Source organism: Streptomyces sp. NPDC054783, from assembly GCF_053611725.1.
Genome location: NZ_JBSHAY010000019.1, coordinates 87,479 through 104,247, shown reverse-complemented (window position 1 = coordinate 104,247; position 16,769 = coordinate 87,479). Strand labels below are relative to the sequence as shown.

Annotated in this window: 11 protein-coding genes; 8 read left to right on the top strand and 3 right to left on the bottom strand. The window is 72.8% G+C overall.

The annotated features are described in order from the left end of the window. Positions 1-5 precede the first annotated feature (5 nt). The 4 genes from ACWGJ5_RS29030 to ACWGJ5_RS29015 all read left to right on the top strand — a co-directional run bounded on the left by ACWGJ5_RS29030 (position 6) and on the right by ACWGJ5_RS29015 (position 9,455). The gene (locus ACWGJ5_RS29030) at positions 6-5,837 is read left to right on the top strand and encodes a WD40 domain-containing protein (protein ID WP_453312610.1); all 5,832 of its coding nucleotides are present in this window, start codon (positions 6-8) and stop codon (positions 5,835-5,837) included. A gap of 65 nt (positions 5,838-5,902) precedes the next feature. Continuing rightward, positions 5,903-6,415 (top strand): hypothetical protein, encoded by a 513-nt coding sequence (locus ACWGJ5_RS29025; RefSeq protein WP_453312609.1) that lies wholly within the window; start codon positions 5,903-5,905, stop codon positions 6,413-6,415. An 81-nt stretch (positions 6,416-6,496) separates the two neighbouring features. After that, complete coding sequence (locus ACWGJ5_RS29020; RefSeq protein ID WP_453312608.1) at positions 6,497-7,765, top strand: alginate lyase family protein; 1,269 nt, start codon at positions 6,497-6,499, stop codon at positions 7,763-7,765. 10 nt (positions 7,766-7,775) lie between these two features. Continuing rightward, the gene (locus tag ACWGJ5_RS29015) at positions 7,776-9,455 is read left to right on the top strand and encodes an RNA polymerase sigma factor (RefSeq protein WP_453312607.1); all 1,680 of its coding nucleotides are present in this window, start codon (positions 7,776-7,778) and stop codon (positions 9,453-9,455) included. Positions 9,456-9,505: 50 nt separating this feature from the next. On the opposite strand, the gene ACWGJ5_RS29010 is transcribed toward ACWGJ5_RS29015, so the two are convergent. Beyond that, on the bottom strand, positions 9,506-10,207 hold the full coding sequence (locus ACWGJ5_RS29010) for a glycerophosphodiester phosphodiesterase (protein ID WP_453312606.1): 702 nt from the start codon (positions 10,205-10,207) through the stop codon (positions 9,506-9,508). Between the two features lie 35 nt (positions 10,208-10,242). Next, positions 10,243-11,310 (bottom strand): adenosine deaminase, encoded by a 1,068-nt coding sequence (locus ACWGJ5_RS29005; RefSeq protein WP_453312605.1) that lies wholly within the window; start codon positions 11,308-11,310, stop codon positions 10,243-10,245. A 351-nt stretch (positions 11,311-11,661) separates the two neighbouring features. On the opposite strand from ACWGJ5_RS29005, the gene ACWGJ5_RS29000 reads away from it, so the two are divergent. Further along, complete coding sequence (locus ACWGJ5_RS29000) at positions 11,662-12,411, top strand: DUF4190 domain-containing protein (RefSeq protein ID WP_453312604.1); 750 nt, start codon at positions 11,662-11,664, stop codon at positions 12,409-12,411. A 109-nt stretch (positions 12,412-12,520) separates the two neighbouring features. Then, entirely contained in the window at positions 12,521-12,970 is a 450-nt protein-coding gene (locus tag ACWGJ5_RS28995) for a DUF4190 domain-containing protein (protein ID WP_453312603.1), read from the top strand. A gap of 154 nt (positions 12,971-13,124) precedes the next feature. Here the strand turns inward: ACWGJ5_RS28995 and ACWGJ5_RS28990 are convergent, their stop codons facing one another. Beyond that, positions 13,125-13,688, bottom strand: coding sequence for an NADAR family protein (locus ACWGJ5_RS28990; protein ID WP_453312602.1), 564 nt, complete (start codon positions 13,686-13,688; stop codon positions 13,125-13,127). A 209-nt stretch (positions 13,689-13,897) separates the two neighbouring features. Between ACWGJ5_RS28990 and ACWGJ5_RS28985 the strand changes: the two genes are divergently transcribed. Continuing rightward, on the top strand, positions 13,898-15,433 hold the full coding sequence (locus ACWGJ5_RS28985; RefSeq protein WP_453312601.1) for a gamma-aminobutyraldehyde dehydrogenase: 1,536 nt from the start codon (positions 13,898-13,900) through the stop codon (positions 15,431-15,433). 87 nt (positions 15,434-15,520) lie between these two features. After that, positions 15,521-16,768, top strand: a complete 1,248-nt coding sequence (locus tag ACWGJ5_RS28980; protein WP_453312600.1) for an ABC transporter substrate-binding protein — start codon at positions 15,521-15,523, stop codon at positions 16,766-16,768. Position 16,769 lies beyond the last annotated feature (1 nt).

The following is a 16,769-nucleotide window of genomic DNA, read 5'->3' as shown; positions in this document are numbered from 1 at the left end:
AATACATGGTGGCTCGTCAGAACACCCCGGGGGACACCGGGCCATTGGACTTCTTCATCAGCTACTCACCTGCCGACGAACGCTGGGCGTCCTGGATCGCCTGGACCCTGGAGGAGGCCGGGTACCGCACGGTCCTGCAGGCCTGGGACTTCGTGCCGGGCACGAACTTCGTCGACTTCATGGACCGGGGCGTGAGCGGGTCCGCCGCCGTCATCGCCGTACTGTCCAGGAACTACGAGCGGTCGCGGTACGGGCGGATGGAGTGGCAGGCCGCCCTGCGCGCCGATCCGGACGCGCCGGAGCGTCGGCTGATCACCGTACGGGTCGAGGACATCCCGGTGGAGGGGCTGCTCGCCACCATCACGTATGTGGACCTGGTGCCGGTCGCCGATCCGGCGGCGGCCCGGGAGCTGCTGCTCGCGCGGGTCCGGCAGGCCCTCGACGGGCGGGCCCGGCCCAGCCTGCCGCCCGGCTATCCGGGTGGTGCGAACGGCCGTCCCGTGCCCGCCGTCCCGGCGGCACCGAGTCCCGGGCGGCCGCTCGGCGGGCCCGGGTGGGCGGGGCGCCGCAGACCCGCCGCGCCGCCGTCGTACCCGCGCGTGTCCGGGGCGGAGCGGGAGCGGGACGCGGTCACCGTGCTCCAGCTGGCCGGGCCCGCCTTCGGCCGGGGTCAGGAGCCCGCCGAGTTGCAGGCGGCGATCTGGGGCGACCTGGTGGAGCTGGCGGACTCCGGGGCGCCCTCGCCCGATCTGCTGGTCGTGACCGGGGATCTCACCGCTTCCGGCAGTCGGCGCGAGTTCGAGCAGGCCCTCGCCTTCCTCACCGGGCTGCGGGCCCTGCTCGGGCTCGAACCGCACCGGGTCGCCCTCGTCCCCGGCGGCCAGGACGTCAACCAGGCGGCATGCCACGCCTACTTCAGCACCTGCGAGGCCGACGAGATGCCGCCCCGGCCGCCGTACTGGCCCAAGTGGCGGCACTTCGCCCGGCTGTTCCAGGAGCTGTACCAGGGGCTCGACGTCGTCTTCGACAGCGATCAGCCGTGGACCCTTTTCCCCGTGCCGGAGCTGCACACCGTGGTCGCGGGGCTCAACTCCTCCATGGCCTACAGCCATCGGCGCGACGACCAGTACGGGCTGATCGGGCGTGAGCAGGCCGCCTGGTTCGCGCAGGCGCTGCGGCCGCACGAGACCGAGGGGTGGCTGAGGATCGGGGCCGTACGGCACTCGCCCGGTGCCGCCCGCGTGGCCGCCCCCGGCGTGCGGCGTGCCGGTACGGCCGCCCTGGACGGTGCCGGGCCGCTCCGCGACACCGATGTGCTGAGCCGGCTGACGGCGCCCCGGCTGCATCTGCTGCTGCACGGTCCGGCCGATCCCGGTGCCGCGCTGCCCGCGCTGGCCACCGGCTCCGGCGAGGTGCCGGTGATCGGCGCCGGGCGGCCCGGCGCGCACCAGCTGGTGCGGGTCGGCCGGGAGGGGCTGGCCGTGTGGGAGGGGCCGGGGGAGCCGCGGCGGCGGGCGGTCCAGTGGCGGCGGGCCGACCGGGCCTTCGGGCCGCAGGCCACGCCCGCCGACGACCGCGACCGCACTCCCGCGCCCGCCCCCGAACCCGAGCCGCGAGCCGTACAGACCCCCGCCGAGATCCTGCTGGCCCGGGTCGCCGAGGTCTGCCGCACCCGGCACGAGGGCGCCCAGATCCGCCCGGTGGACGGGCCGGTGCCGCAACTGCTCGTCACCTGGAGCCAGTCGGGCTTCGTACGGCAGCAGCGGGTGGCGGTCCACATCGGCACCCCGACCGCGCAGGACGTCGACCGGTTCGTGGTCCTCGTGCATGCCGCCGACGCCGAGGCGGAGGCCGAACTCGTCCACGACGGGCCGCCGCCCGCACGCGAGCTGCGCGACGCGGCCCGGCGGCGCGGCGTCCGCGTGCGCAGCTTCACCGAGTTCCAGGGGCTGCTGGACCTGCGCGGCTATGTCGCCGGGCAGAGCGAGCGGCTGCGCACCGACCCCCGCTATCCCCCGGGCATGTACCTGCCGCAGCGGTACCGGGAGGTGGAGCGCCTCGACGCCGAGGACCGCGACGGACTGGTCGATGAGATGCTGCGGCTGCTCGACTCCGACCAGGGGCGCTTCCTGCTGCTCCTCGGTGACTTCGGGCACGGCAAGACCTTCGCGCTGCGCGAGCTGGCCCGCCGGATCCCCGGTGAACTGCCGCACCTCGTCCCGTTGTTGATCGAACTGCACGCCCTCGACCGGGCCTATTCCTTCGAGGGTCTCGTCGCCGCGCACCTCGCCGCCCACGGCGTCGACAACATCGATCTGCGGGCCTTCAGGTACATGCTCCAGCAGGGGCGGATCGTGCTGCTCTTCGACGGCTTCGACGAACTCGTCAACCAGGTGACGTACGACCGTGCCGCCGAACGCCTCCAGGTGCTGCTGGACTCCGCCGTGGACAGCGCCAAGATCCTGGTCAGCAGCCGTACCCAGCACTTCCGCTCCCAGGGCCAGGTGCTCACCGCGCTCGGCGAACGCGTCGGGCTGCTCCCGCACCGCCGGGTGCTGGCCGTGCAGGAGTTCAGCGCGCAGCAGATCCGCGCCTATCTGGTCAACCGCTACGAGGGCGACGAACGCGCCGCCGACCACCGGATCCGGCTGCTGGACGCCATCCCCGACCTGCTCGCCCTGTGCCGCAACCCCCGGCTGCTCGGTTTCGTCGCGGACCTCGACGACGACCGGCTGCGCGCGGTCGCGGGCGCCGGGCGCGCCCTCAGCCCCGCCGGACTGTACGAGGAGGTGCTCACCGCCTGGCTGGGCTTCGAGACGCAGCGCGGCAGCGGCAGCCCCGGCCGGGCGCCCGGGCTGTCCCTGGAGCAGCTGTGGGACGCGGTCACCGCGCTCGCGCTGCGGCTGTGGGAGAGCGGGCAGGACTCGCTGCGCCTCGACGAGCTGACCGATGTCGCCGAGACCCTGACCGGGCTCGCGGACGCCCGGCTGTCGGTGCCGCAGACCGCCCACGCCATCGGCTCCGGCAGCCTGCTGGTGCGCAGCGACGACGGTGTGTTCCGGTTCATCCACGGCTCGGTGGTGGAGTGGCTGGTCGCCCGGGAGTGCGCCCGCAGGATCACCGACGGCGACAGTGGCCTGCTGGCCCGGCGACAGCTCAGCCAGCTCGCGGTCGAGTTCCTGTGCGACCTCGCCGACCACCGGATCTGCCAGGCCTGGGCCGAGCGGGAGCTGTCCGGCACCTCCTCGGACGCCTCGGTGGACACCGCCCGCGCCAACGCCGTGAAGATCCTCGGCCGGCTCCGCGTGCCCGCCCACACCGATCTGCGCGGCGCATCCCTGGCCGGGGAGGACCTGTCCCACCGCGACTTCTCCGGGGTGGACCTCACCCGCGCCGACCTCACCGACGCCCGGCTGGTCGGCGCCAACCTCTCCGGCGCCGTCCTGCGGGGCGCCCGGCTGACCGGTGCCCGGCTCGACGGCGCCGATCTGACCGGCGCCGACCTGCGCGGCGCCGACCTCGGGCGGGCCCGGCTGATCGGCACCGACCTGACCGGCGCCCGGGTGGCGGGCGGCCGGTGGCGGCGGGCGGCGCTGATCTCGGCGACCACCGGCCCCCTGGACCGCAGCCCCGAGCTGGCCACCGCCGCGATCGCGCCCGGCATGGCCGTCGACTCCGGCTTCCGGCCCTCCGCGGTCGGTGTGCCGTACGGCTTCGACATGCGCACCAGCCGGCTGCCCGAACCCATCTCCTACAGCCCCGACGGCGAACTGCTCGCCGTCGGCAGCGAGGACGGCGGCGTCCTGGTCTGCGAGGCCGCCACCGGCATCCCCCTGCGCACCCTCCAGGGCCACACCGGCCGGGTCTACGCCGTCAAGTTCCGCGGCCGCGTCCTGGCCACCGGCAGCGCCGACGGCACCGTACGCCTGTGGGACCCGGTCTCCGGCCGCTGTCCGCACCGGCTGGAGATCCACGCCGACGGCGTCTGGCCGGTCGTCCTCGACGCCGAGGGCGCCCTGCTGGCCACCGGCGACGCCGACGGCGTGGTCACCGTCTGGGACACCGCCTCGGGCACCGCGCTGCACCGGCTGCCCGGCCACTCCGTGCCCGTCTACACCGTGGCGTTCGGGCCGGACGACACCACCCTGGTCACCGGGGACGCCTCCGGCGCCGTACGGCTGTGGGACCTGGGCAGCGGGCGGCAGACCGGCGAACTGGCCGGCCATCGCGGCGCGGTGTACCGGGCACGGTTCGGCCCGGACGGCGGCGTGCTGGCCACCACCGACCAGGGCGACGAGCGGCAGGGCGGCACCGTACGGGTGTGGGACCTCGCCACCGGGACTCCGCGGCACGAGTTCACCGGGCACTCCGGCCGCGTCTACACCCTGGACTTCCACCCCGGCGGCACCCTGCTGGTCAGCGGGGACACCGAAGGGGAGGTACGGCTGTGGGACCTGGCCGGCGGGTGCTCCGCCGGGCTGCTCGGCGGCTGCCGCGGTGCCGTGTACCAGGTGCTGTTCGACCCCGACGGGAGCCTGCTCGCCGCCGGGGACAGCGCCGGGGTGGTCCGGCTGTGGCGGATCGAGCCGGAGGCCGACCCGGTCGCGGCGCCGCTGAACCGGCAGCCCGCCGAGCACCGCGGCTCGGTGTGGGTGTGCAAGTTCCGTCCGCACGGCGACACGCCCGCCCAGGGCACCGGCGCGCTGCTGGTGACCGGCGGCAACGACGGTGTGGTACGGCTGTGGGATCCGGCCACCGGCCAGGGCCGGCGCATCCTGCGCGGTCACGGGCGGCGGATCGCCACCCTGTCCTTCAGCGCCGACGGCGCGCTGCTGGCGGCCGGCGGCAACGACGGCGTGATCCGGGTGTGGCACTCCGCCTCCGGCCGGCGGCTGCGCGAACTGACCGGTCAGAGCGACCGCCTGGTGTCGGCGGTGTTCGGCCCCGCCGGCCCCCTGCTGGCCACCGCGAGCAGCGACGGCGACCTCTACCTGTGGAACGCGGCCACCGGCGAGTACCAGCGCGAACTCGACGTGGAGACCGACCATGTGTGGGCGGAGGCGTTCAGCGCCGACGGCGAACTCCTCGCCACCGCCAACGACGACGACACGGTCCGGCTGTGGTACCGGGCAACCGGGGCGCACGTCGCCACCATCACCGAGCACTACGGACGCGTTCGCGCGATCGCCTTCCGGTCCGACGGCGCGGTCCTGGCCACCGGGTGCGACGACCGCAAGGTGCGGATCTGGGACATGGACGGCCGCCGCGTCACCGCCGAACTCGACGGCCACGCCGACCGGGTGTACGCCGTGGCCTTCGCCCCCGACGGCTCCTGGCTGGCCAGCGCCTCCTGGGACGGCACGGCGGTGATCTGGAAGGACGGCGAGATCGACCACCGGCTGACCGGCCACACCGGCAAGCTCTGGACGGCGGCGGTGCATCCGGCGAGGCCCTTGCTGGCGACGGCGGGCGACGACCGGACCGTCCGCCTCTGGAACCCGCACACGGGCCAGGAGACTGCGGTTCTGACGGGCCACACCGGCCGGGTCCTCGCGGTGGCCTTCAGCCCCGACGGCTCCCTGCTGGCCAGCGGCGGCGAGGACGGCACGGTACGGCTGTGGAACGTGCCCGCCGACGGCCCGGCCACCCTGCGGGTCACCCTGGTCGGCATGCCCGGCGGCTGGGCGGCGCTGTCCGCGTCCGGTGGCTACAAGTACGAGGGAGACGTCACCGGCGAGTTCTGGCACGCGGTCGGCATGTGCCGCTTCGAACCGGGGGAATTGGACGGCCATGTGCCGGGGGTGTGGCAGGTGCCTCTGGACGACCCGCTGGGGTGACGCCGGGAAGGCGGAGAGACGGGGGTGCTTTTGAACGCGTTCAAAAGCGGGCGTACGCTCCTGTCATGAGCGACAGAGCCGCCCTCCTCAAGGGCATTCGCGTCTGGTTGGTCTTCTTCGTGGTGTGCCTCGTCCTGAGCGGGGCCACCGCCTTCCCCCTGGTGCACGAATTGCGCTGGACCGAGGGCGCGTTGCGCGCGCTGTCCGTGCCGGACCACCTGCCCGGGCTCATGGCCTGGATCTCCCGGGTCCGTGACGGGCTCGACACCGCCGACGCCGACTACCCGTTCCTGCTCTACGGCACCGACTGGCTCGCCTTCGCCCACCTCGTCATCGCGGTCGCCTTCTACGGGCCGTACCGCGACCCCGTCCGCAACATCTGGGTGGTCGAGTTCGCGATGATCGCCTGTGCCGGCATCATCCCGCTCGCCCTGGTCTGCGGGCCGATCCGGGGCATCCCCTTCTGGTGGTCGCTGATCGACATGTCCTTCGGGGTGTTCGGGGTCCTCCCGCTGTACGTCGTTCGGAAGAAGATCAAGCGGCTGGAGGCGCTCACGGCTGCTTCGACAGCGCCGTGATCAGCCGCAAAAAACTGTTATCCCCCGGGCCCGCGCTCCGTCTCCTGCACGTCCCGCCCCCTCACGCACGGAGCCACCCCCATGCCCACCCCCACCCACAAGCGCGTCAACAAGCACCGCCTCACGCGCCGGGGCCTGTTCACCCTCGGTGGCGGGCTCGCGGCGGCCGGAGCCCTCGGCGGTGGGATCGCCGCGTTCTCCGGCGCCGGGGCCGACGCGGCCCAGACCACGTCGGCGAAGAAGCGGGCGTTCGCCCACCCCGGCATGCTGCACAACGCCGGCGACCTGCACCGGGCCGAGGTGCGGGTCGCCGCGGGCCGCGACCCCTGGCTGGCCGGCTGGCGGCGGCTCACCGCCAACCCGCACTCGCAGAGCACCTGGCAGGCCCGCCCGCAGGCCACCGTCTACCGCGGCACGGGTTCCGGACAGAACTACCGCACCCTCTACAACGACATCCACGCCGCCTACCAGAACGCCCTGCGCTGGCGGATCGGCGGCACGAAGGCCAACGGCGACACCGCGGTCGCCATCCTCAACGCCTGGTCGGCCACCCTCACCACGCTCACCGGCAACGCCGACCGCTTCCTCGCCGCCGGCCTGTACGGCTACCAGTTCGCCAACGCCGCCGAACTCGTCCGCGACCACCCGGGCTTCGACTTCGCCCGCTTCGAGAAGATGCTGCGCACGGTCTTCCACCCGATGAACACCGACTTCCTCACCCGCCACAACGGCGCCGTCATCTCCAACTACTGGGCCAACTGGGACCTGTGCAACCTCGCCTCGGTGATGGCCATCGGCATCCTGCTCGACGACCACGCGAAGTTCCGGCGCGCCGTGAGCTACCTCGAGCACGGCGAGGGCAACGGCGCGATCAGGAACGCCGTTCCCTTCCGCTACGACGCCCAGGGCCTCGCCCAGTGGCAGGAGAGCGGCCGCGACCAGGGCCACACGCAGATGGGCATCGGGCTCATGGGCGCGATCTGCGAGATGGCCTGGAACCAGGGCGTCGACCTCTACGGCTACGACGACAACCGCTTCCTGCAGGCCGCCGAGTACGTGGCCCGCTACAACCTCGGCGACGACGTGCCGTTCACCGCCTACGGCTGGCGGTCGGGCACCGGACACGGTCAGTGGCGGGAGCAGACCGTGATCTCCGCCACGGCCCGTGGCGAGATCCGCCCGGTCTGGGAGATTCTGCACAACCACTACGCCCGCCGCCGCAGGCGCTCCACCCGTTACGTCACGGCGATGGCCGAGAAGGTGCGCGCGGAGGGCGGGGGCGGCGACTACGGGCCGAACAGCGGCGGCTACGACCAACTCGGCTTCGGGACGCTGCTCTACAGCAAGTGACACCCACGTCGTGGCACACGTACAGGAGACGGGATCGGTGGACGGGCGGCAGTGGCACGGCACCGTCGTGGCCGCGCAGGCCGGCGACCGGCGGGCGCTGGACGAGCTGGTCGCGGGCTGGCTGCCGCTGGTCTACAACATCGTCGGCCGCGCACTGAACGGCCACGCGGACGTCGACGACGTCGTCCAGGAGACCATGCTGCGCGCCGTCGGCAACCTCGGCTCGCTGCGCGACCCGGACAGCTTCCGGTCCTGGCTCGTGGCGATCGCCATGCGGCAGGTCCGGGAGCGGGCGCGCCGCCGGTCCGCGCCCGACCGGCTCCCCGGCGACGCCCGCCACGACAGCGCCGACTTCGCCGAACTGACCGTTCTGCGACTGCAGTTGGAGGGACAGCGGCGCGAGGTGGTGGAGGCGGTGCGCTGGCTGGACGACGAGGACCGCCGGCTGCTGTCGCTGTGGTGGCTGGAGGTCGCGGGCGAGCTGACCCGGCGCGAGCTGGCGGCGGCCGTCGGCATCAGCCGGCAGCACGCCGCCGTGCGCGTTCAGCGGATGAAGGGGCGCCTGGAGACGGCGCGCGGCATCGTGCGCGCCCTGGACGGCGCCTGCCCCGAGCTGCGCGAGCTGACCGCCCGCTGGGACGGGCGGCCGGACTCCGTCTGGCGCAAGCGGCTGGCCCGGCACCTGCGCGGCTGCGGCTACTGCGGGGAGACCCCGGAGTCGCTCGTCCCGGCGGAGCGGCTGCTGGTCGGCATCGCCCTGGTGCCGGTTCCGGCCGGCTTCACGCTCTCGCTCGCCCTCGGCGGCAAGCAGGCGGTGGCGGCCGCGGCCTCGGCGAGCTGGTCGGCCAAGGCGCTGGCCGCGCTGACCAAGCCCGCCGTGGCGCTGGCGGCGGCCGCGACGATCGTGGCGGGCGGCGCCTACGTCGTCGTACGGACCCCGGACCATTCGCGGCACCCGGCGGTCACACACACCCCCACGGCGACCGGCACCCCCGTACGACCGCCGGCGGCCCCTCCGCCTTCCCCGTCCGCCTCGCCCACCGCGTCCCCGACGCCCTCGGCCGACCTGTACGGCACGGTCGTCGACGCCGTGGACCGGGCGCCGGACCCGGACACGCCGCCCGCCGCCCTGCCCCACCGGCCCGAGACCGGCATCACCAGCACCGGCGGCGCCCACGCCGTCATGAACCACCGCGGGGAGAGCGTGACCCTGCGCGGCAAGGGCTATGTGCTGGTCCGCTGGCAGATCTCGCCGCAGTACCGGGCCGGCGGCCTGGTCATGCCGGCCTGGACCGGTCTGAAGGGCAGGCTGTTCCACGTGGCCTCGGGCGGCGGCCGCCGCATGGACGACCCCCTCGGCACGGACCCCGCCGCCACCGGCATGGGCAACCCGGCCGTCGGCTACGACGTCCTGCCGGCCGGCACCCAGCAGATGTGGCAGAACGAGTACTTCTACCTCGACGGCAGCGTCACCCTCACCCAGAACGAACGCGGCGCCGACTACGGCCTCAGCGTCTTCCCGACCACCTGGGCCGCGGCCGAGAGGGACGTCACCACCGGCCCCGCGCAGGGCGCGCGGCGGTACGGTCTGGTCCGTGACACCGGACGCGACGACACCCCGGTCCCGCAGTACCTCACCCGCGCCACCCCGCCCGACACGGCGACGGTGCCGCAACGCTCGCGGTTGTAGTGCTCCCGCGCGGCCATGACCTCGTCGCCGTGCTCGAAGGCTGCCGGTGTCTAACGGCCGCCGAGACCCGCGCCGTTGCGCAGGGCGTGCAGGACGTCGACCCGGTTCGTGGTGATCGAGTCGACGCCCAGCTCCAGCAGGCGGCCCATCGAGCGGCGGGTGTCCGGGGTCCAGACGGACAGCAGGTAACCGTCGTGGTGGACGCGCGCCGCCAGCTCCCGGCTCACCAGGGAGAAGCGGTAGTTGAGCCAGCGCGGGCGGACCACGTCCAGCAGCGCGGGCCGGGGCGGGGCGAGGCTCGTCCAGGTCAGCGCGATCTCGGCGGCCGGGTCGGCGGCGCGCACGGCGAGCATCGCCTCGGCGCCCGCGCAGTAGTGGACGCGCTCCCGGGCGCCGCTCTGCCGGACCACGTCCATGACCCGGTCCACCATCCGCCGCTCGACCCGCCCGCACAGGTCCACCATCACCCGGCTGTCGCCGGTCGCGGCCAGTGTCTCCGCCAGCGTCGGCACACCGCCCGCCGTGAGCCCGCGCAACTCCTCGGCGGACAGTGCGCCGAGCGGCCGGCCGACTTCCCACAGCCGCTGCAGCGTGTCGTCGTGCAGCAGCACGGGGACGCCGTCGCGGGTGAGCCGTACGTCGATCTCGACCGCGTCCGCGCCCCGGCCGAGCGCGGAACGCAGCGAGTCGATGGTGTTCTCACGGACACGGTAGGGGTCGCCGCGATGGGCCACGGCGGTCACGGTCTGCATGACCCCCATTGTGGGGTGCCCCCCTGTTGGCCGTGTCAGGAGGCGAGCCAGGTACTGGTGTACGTGTCGATCTCCGCCGCGATCCGGGCCTTGCCGTCGGCGTCCAGGAAGGAGGCCTCCACGGCGTTCTTCGCGAGGCCGGCGAGACCCCGCTCGTCCAGGTCGAGCAGCCGGGCGGCCACCGCGTACTCGTTGTTGAGGTCGGTGCCGAACATCGGAGGGTCGTCGGAGTTGATCGTCACGAGCACCCCGGCCTGCACGAACTCCTTGATCGGGTGCTCGTCCAGGGTGCGCACCGCGCGGGTGGCGATGTTCGAGGTCGGGCAGACCTCCAGCGGGACGCGCCGCTCGGCGAGGTGGGCGAGCAGCTTCGGGTCCTGCACGGAGCTGGTGCCGTGCCCGATGCGCTCGGCGCGCAGATGGGTCAGCGCGTCCCACACCGTCTCCGGGCCGGTCGTCTCGCCGGCGTGCGGGACCGAGCGCAGGCCTGCGGCGATGGCCCGGTCGAAGTACGGCTTGAACTGCGGCCGGGGCACGCCGATCTCGGGGCCGCCGAGCCCGAACGACACCAGGCCCTCCGGGCGGATCCGGTCGTCGGTGGCCAGCCGGGCGGTCTCCTCGGCGGACTCCAGCCCCGCCTCTCCCGGGATGTCGAAGCACCAGCGAAGGACGGTCCCGAACTCGGCCTCGGCAGCCTTGCGGGCGTCCTCGATCGCCGCCATGAAGCCCAGCTCGTCGATGCCGCGCCGGGTGGAGGAGAAGGGGGTGACGGTCAGCTCGGCGTAGCGCACCTGCTGCCGGGCCAGGTCGCGGGCGACCTCGTAGGTCAGCAGCCGGACGTCCTCCGGGGTGCGGATGAGATCGACGACCGACAGATACACGTCGATGAAGTGCGCGAAGTCCGTGAACGTGAAGTAGTCGGCGAGCGCCTCGGCGTCCGTCGGCACCTTGGAGTCGGGGTGCCGTGCGGCCAGTTCGGAGACGATGCGCGGGGAGGCGGAGCCGACGTGGTGGACGTGCAGTTCGGCCTTGGGCAGCCCGGCGATGAAGGTCCGCAGGTCGCGGTCGGCCGTGCCGGCGGCGGGTACGGAGCTGTCGGTCATGGGGTCCTCCCCGAGCAGGGCGCCGGCGGCCCGGTGCGGGCGCGGCGCGGGTGATCGGCTGATCGTCGGTACGGACGACATCGTAGGCGGACGGCGGGTGCGGGCTGCTCGGCGGAGGGCGGTGCGGCCGGCGCCCGCCCCTGGTCCCGTCCGAGGGTGTGCGGCGCGGCGCGATCGGCGCGGTGGCGCTTTCCCGGCGGACCGGCCGCGCGGCGGAGGTCTGCCCGCGGATTGTGCACGCCTGGGATCCGCCGGAACCGCCGCCGGGGCCCTGCGTGCCTCCGGTGGGACCGGGCCGCGGTCGCGCGGCGGCGACGCCGTAGCATGGCGGGACGAACGACCGAGGGGGACATGCCAGTGAGCGACGGAGCGCAGCCGAGTGGAGTCCCGGGCGGCGACCACAACCCGTGGGCGCCGCCCGAGCACCGCACTTCGCTGGAGAAGAAGCAGCCCCAGCCGCAGGATCAGCCTCCCGTGCAGCCGCCGTCCGTGCACGACCAGGCGACCATGACCTCCCTGCCGACCGACGGCTTCGCGCCGCCCGCGTCTTCTCCCGGCTTCGCCCCGCTCGCGTCTCCTCCCGGCTTCCCACCGCCGGCCGCCTCCGGATTCGGCGTGCCGGGTACGGCCCCGGTGGGCGGCGAGGCCGTACCGCCTCCGCCGATCGGGCCCTCGGGACCCGGCATACCCGTGCCGCCCGCTTCCGGCGGCTACGGCTACCCCGGCTACCCCGCGGGCTACGGCTGGCCCGGCATGCCGATGGCCCCGCAGAACGGCATGGGCACCGCGGCGATGGTGCTCGGCATCCTCTCCCTGTGCCTGTTCTGCATGTACGGCGTCGTCTCGGTGGTCCTGGGCATCCTCGCGGTGGTCTTCGGCATCAAGGGCCGCCGGCGGGCCGATCGCGGCGAGGCCACCAATCACGGTCAGGCCCAGGCGGGACTGATCATGGGCATCATCGGCATCGTGCTCGGCATCGTCGTGATCGTCCTGCTCGCGATCGGCATCACTGCCGCCATCCATGACGGGCGCACGCACTCCGGCCCGTACGACGACGACTCCGCCCGTGGCGTCTCGGTGACGGTGGCCGCGGACCGCTGAGTCCGCCGGGCCGTGGCCTCACGGCACCCGTCCGTCGGCCGGAACCCACCCCCTCCTCCTGTGTGCGCCATTACGATGCCTTGATCGTCAACGGAGGGGAAAGCACTTCATGTCCAACATCAACCCAGAAGCCGGTGGTTTCGGTCAGCCGGCCCCGCAGCAGCCGCAGGGATACGGATACCCGCAGCAGCCGGGGTCCGGCTACGGCTACTCTCAGCCGGGGCCGTCCTACCCGACGGCGCCGCCCGCGGCATATCCGCAGATGCCCGGGTACGGGATGCCGATGCAGCCGAGCAACGGCATGGGCACCACGGGACTGGTGCTGGGCATCATCGGAGTGGTCTGCAGCCTCACCATCGCCATGGAAATCCTCGGGATGATCCTGGGCATCCTGGCCATCATCTTCGGTGCCATCGGCCGGGGCAAGGCCAATCGGGGCGAGGCCACCAACAGGGGCGCGGCGACCGCCGGTCTCGTCTGCGGCATCATCGCCACCGTGCTCCTGCCGCTGCTGGTCTTCTTGTTCTTCGCCAGCATGTTCAGCGCCGGCACGTTCTGACGACGGCCCGGGACCCTGCGACGGCCCGGGACCCTGCGACTGCCCGGGCGCCGCGACTGCCCGGGCGCCGCGACGGACCGGGCGCCGACGCCGGGGGCCGGCCTTCAGGCCGAGCCCCTCCGGCCCCTGCCCGTCGCAGGGTCCCATGCCCCCTTCACGCCCCGGCCCCCGCCAACCGCTCGCGCGCCTCCATCAGCGCGAACCCCAGCAGGTTCGGCCCCCGCCAGCGCTCCGGATCCGAGGCCGCCTCGTCGTCCGCCGCCAGGCCGATGCCCCATATGCGGTCCACCGGGCTCGCCTCCACCAGCACCCGGTCGCCCGTGCCCAGCAGGAACAGGCGCAGATCGTCGTCCGACGCGAACTTGTGCACGCTGCCCTCGACCACGATCCGGAACCGCTCCCGCTCCCATATCGCCTCGTCGAAACCCCGGACCAGCCGGCCGGCCTTCTTGGCCTGGGAGGGATGCCCTGCGGCCAGCACCCTGCGCTCCGCCTCCGCGTCCCCGAACAGCCGTGCCTTGCCGGCCATCATCCAGTGCTCGGCCGTCGCGTACTCCACTCCGTCCACCGTGAACGGCGACGGCCACCACTGGCTCAGACAGCTCGCGCCGATCCTGCCGTCCGGCCGCGGCCGGTGCCCCCAGAAGTGGAGGTACTTGATCCGGCCGCCCGCCCGGACCTCCCTGATCAGGGCTTCCACCCCGTCGATCTTCCCCATGCACGCGAGTCTGGCACGCACCACTGACACTCCGTCCGCCCTTTTCCGCCCCGACTCGACACCTGGTCGACAGATTCCGTCGCGTAACCAAAAGGCAACAACGGAATCACTTGTTGGAGTCCTATTGCTCTGTCAGGATCGGCACTCAAATCGAGCTGGAGCTACGCCACCCACCCCCCGGGACGGGGCGCACGGCGGAGGAGAGCGACATGCACAACCCGGGCACCGCCACCCCGGAACGATTCCCCGCACAGGAGCGATTCGCCGAGGGCGCGCAGTTCATCGGCGGCCGACCGACGAAGGGCACCTCGGGCCGTACCCACGCCGTGGTCGACCCCGCAACCGGCGAGGAGGTGTACCGCTACGAGCTGGCCGGCACCGACGACGTCGACGCGGCCGTCGCCGCCGCCCGCGAGGCCTTCCCGGGCTGGGCCTCGGCCACCCCGGGCGAGCGCTCCGACGCCCTGCACCGGTTCGCCGCCGTGCTCGCCGACCGCGCGGAGGACTTCGCCCGCGCCGAGTCCCTGCAGTGCGGCAAGTCGCTGAAGCTGACCCGCGAGTTCGACGTACCGGGGACCATCGACAACACCGCATTCTTCGCGGGTGCCGCCCGGCACCTGGCGGGGCAGTCCGCCGGTGAGTACTCCGGCGACCACACGTCGTACGTCCGGCGCGAGCCGATCGGTGTCGTCGGGTCGATCGCGCCCTGGAACTACCCCCTCCAGATGGCCGCCTGGAAGATCCTCCCGGCGATCGCCGCCGGCAACACGATCGTGCTGAAGCCGGCCGAGCTGACCCCGCTCACCTCGCTGCTCTTCGCCCAGGCCGCCACCGACGCCGGCATCCCCGACGGTGTGATCAACATCGTGACCGGGACCGGGAAGGAGGCGGGCGAGCACCTGGTCGGCCACCCGGACGTCGCCATGACCTCCTTCACCGGGTCCACGGCCGTCGGCAAGCGCGTCGCCGAGGTCGCCACCGCCACGGTCAAGCGGCTGCACCTGGAGCTCGGCGGCAAGGCACCCTTCGTCGTCTTCGACGACGCCGATCTGGAGGCCGCCGTCCACGGCGCCGTCGCCGGTGCGCTCATCAACACCGGGCAGGACTGCACGGCCGCCACGCGCGCGTACGTGCAGCGGCCGCTGTACGAGGCCTTCGTGGAGCGGACCGCCGCCCTGATGGAGACCGTGCGGCTCGGTGATCCCTTCGCGCCCGGCACCGACCTCGGGCCGCTCATCTCGCACGTCCAGCGGGACCGGGTCGCCGCCTTCGTGGACCGCGCCCGTGCCTACGCGCGCGTGGTCACCGGCGGCGAGAGCCCGAAGGGCGACCTGGCGAAGGGCGCCTACTACCGGCCGACCCTGATCGCCGACGCCGCCCAGGACAGCGAGATCGTCCAGTCCGAGATCTTCGGTCCCGTACTGGTCGTACTGCCCTTCGACAGCGACGACGACGGCATCCGGCTGGCCAACGACACCCCGTACGGTCTCGCCGCCTCCGCGTGGAGCGGCAACGTCTACCGCGCGAACCGCGCCACCCGCGAGATCAAGGCGGGCTGCGTGTGGATCAACGACCACATCCCGATCATCAGCGAGATGCCGCACGGCGGCTACAAGGCGTCCGGCTTCGGCAAGGACATGTCGGCGTACTCCTTCGAGGAGTACACGCAGGTCAAACACGTAATGTTCGACAACACGGCGGTCGCCCGCAAGGACTGGCACCGCACGATCTTCGGGGACCGGTAGCAGCCGTTTGTCCGGCTGCCGCCGGGTGTGACGCTCCGGCCCTCGACCAGGCCGACCACTCAATCCTCCCGAAAGGGCACCACGCGCATGGAGCAGTACGAGCCCGACCGCCTCACCCCGGTCGAAGTCGCCGCCATACGGCGCAGTCTGCGCAGCGGCCGCGCCGCGATGACCCGCCGTTCGCTGCTGCGCGCCTCCGCGGGCGGCGCGCTCGCGGTCGGCGGACTCGGGGCGCTGAGCGCCTGCGGGATCCCCGCGGCGACCAAGACGCAAGGGGGCGTGTCCGCCGACGACCACTCGGCCAAGGAGAAGGTCGTCAACTTCTCCAACTGGCCCGAGTACATCGACGTGGACGACAAGACCAAGCGGCACCCCACGCTCGACGCGTTCGCCAAGCGGACCGGCATCCAGGTGAAGTACACCGAGGACATCAACGACAACGACGAGTTCTTCGGCAAGATCCAGCCGCAGCTCGCCGCGGGCCAGGACACCGGCCGTGACCTCGTCGTGCTCACCGACTGGCTGGCCGCCCGCATGATCCGCCTCGGGTACGTCCAGAAACTGGACCCGTCCAACCTGCCGCACGCCTTCGCCAACCTGTCGGACCAGTTCCGCGCCCCCGACTGGGACCCGGGCCGGGCCTACTCGTACCCCTGGCAGGGCATCTCCACCGTCATCGCCTACAACAAGAAGGCACTCGACGGCATCGAGGTGAAGTCGGTCTCCGACCTGCTCGACAACCCCAAGCTCAAGGGCCGCGTCGGCTTCCTTACCGAGATGCGCGACAGCATCGGCATGACCATGCTCGACATGGGCAAGGACCCGGCGAAGTTCACCGACGACGACTTCGACGCGGTGATCGCCCGCCTGCAGAAGGCCGTCGACAAGGGCCAGATCCGCCGCTTCACCGGCAACGACTACACGTCCGACCTCAGCAAGGGCGACTTCGCCGCCTGTATCGCCTGGGCCGGTGACATCGTCCAGCTCCAGGCGGACAGCCCGGACGTCGGCTACGTCATCCCCGACAGCGGCTACATGACCTCGACCGACAACATGCTGATTCCCAACAGGGCGCGCCACAAGACGAACGCCGAGCGGCTCATCGACTTCTTCTACGAGCTCGAGCCGGCCGCCGAACTCGCCGCGTACATCAACTACGTGAGCCCGGTCGCGGGGGTGAAGCCGTATCTTGCCAAGATCGACAAGAGCGCGGCGGACAACCCGCTGATCCTCCCCGACAAGGCCATGCAGGCCCGGTCCCACGCCTTCCGCTCGCTGACGCAGAAGGAAGAGACCGCCTACCAGCAGAAGTTCTCGAAGCTCACAGGGGCGTGAC

Excerpts from the sequence above, each read along its gene's own strand:
- ACWGJ5_RS29030 (WP_453312610.1), top strand. The coding sequence starts at position 6 with ATGGTGGCTCGTCAGAACACCCCGGGGGACACCGGGCCATTGGACTTC.
- ACWGJ5_RS29025 (WP_453312609.1), top strand. The coding sequence starts at position 5,903 with ATGAGCGACAGAGCCGCCCTCCTCAAGGGCATTCGCGTCTGGTTGGTC.
- ACWGJ5_RS29020 (WP_453312608.1), top strand. The coding sequence starts at position 6,497 with ATGCCCACCCCCACCCACAAGCGCGTCAACAAGCACCGCCTCACGCGC.
- ACWGJ5_RS29010 (WP_453312606.1), bottom strand. The coding sequence starts at position 10,207 with ATGCAGACCGTGACCGCCGTGGCCCATCGCGGCGACCCCTACCGTGTC.
- ACWGJ5_RS29005 (WP_453312605.1), bottom strand. The coding sequence starts at position 11,310 with ATGACCGACAGCTCCGTACCCGCCGCCGGCACGGCCGACCGCGACCTG.
- ACWGJ5_RS29000 (WP_453312604.1), top strand. The coding sequence starts at position 11,662 with ATGCCAGTGAGCGACGGAGCGCAGCCGAGTGGAGTCCCGGGCGGCGAC.
- ACWGJ5_RS28995 (WP_453312603.1), top strand. The coding sequence starts at position 12,521 with ATGTCCAACATCAACCCAGAAGCCGGTGGTTTCGGTCAGCCGGCCCCG.
- ACWGJ5_RS28990 (WP_453312602.1), bottom strand. The coding sequence starts at position 13,688 with ATGGGGAAGATCGACGGGGTGGAAGCCCTGATCAGGGAGGTCCGGGCG.
- ACWGJ5_RS28985 (WP_453312601.1), top strand. The coding sequence starts at position 13,898 with ATGCACAACCCGGGCACCGCCACCCCGGAACGATTCCCCGCACAGGAG.
- ACWGJ5_RS28980 (WP_453312600.1), top strand. The coding sequence starts at position 15,521 with ATGGAGCAGTACGAGCCCGACCGCCTCACCCCGGTCGAAGTCGCCGCC.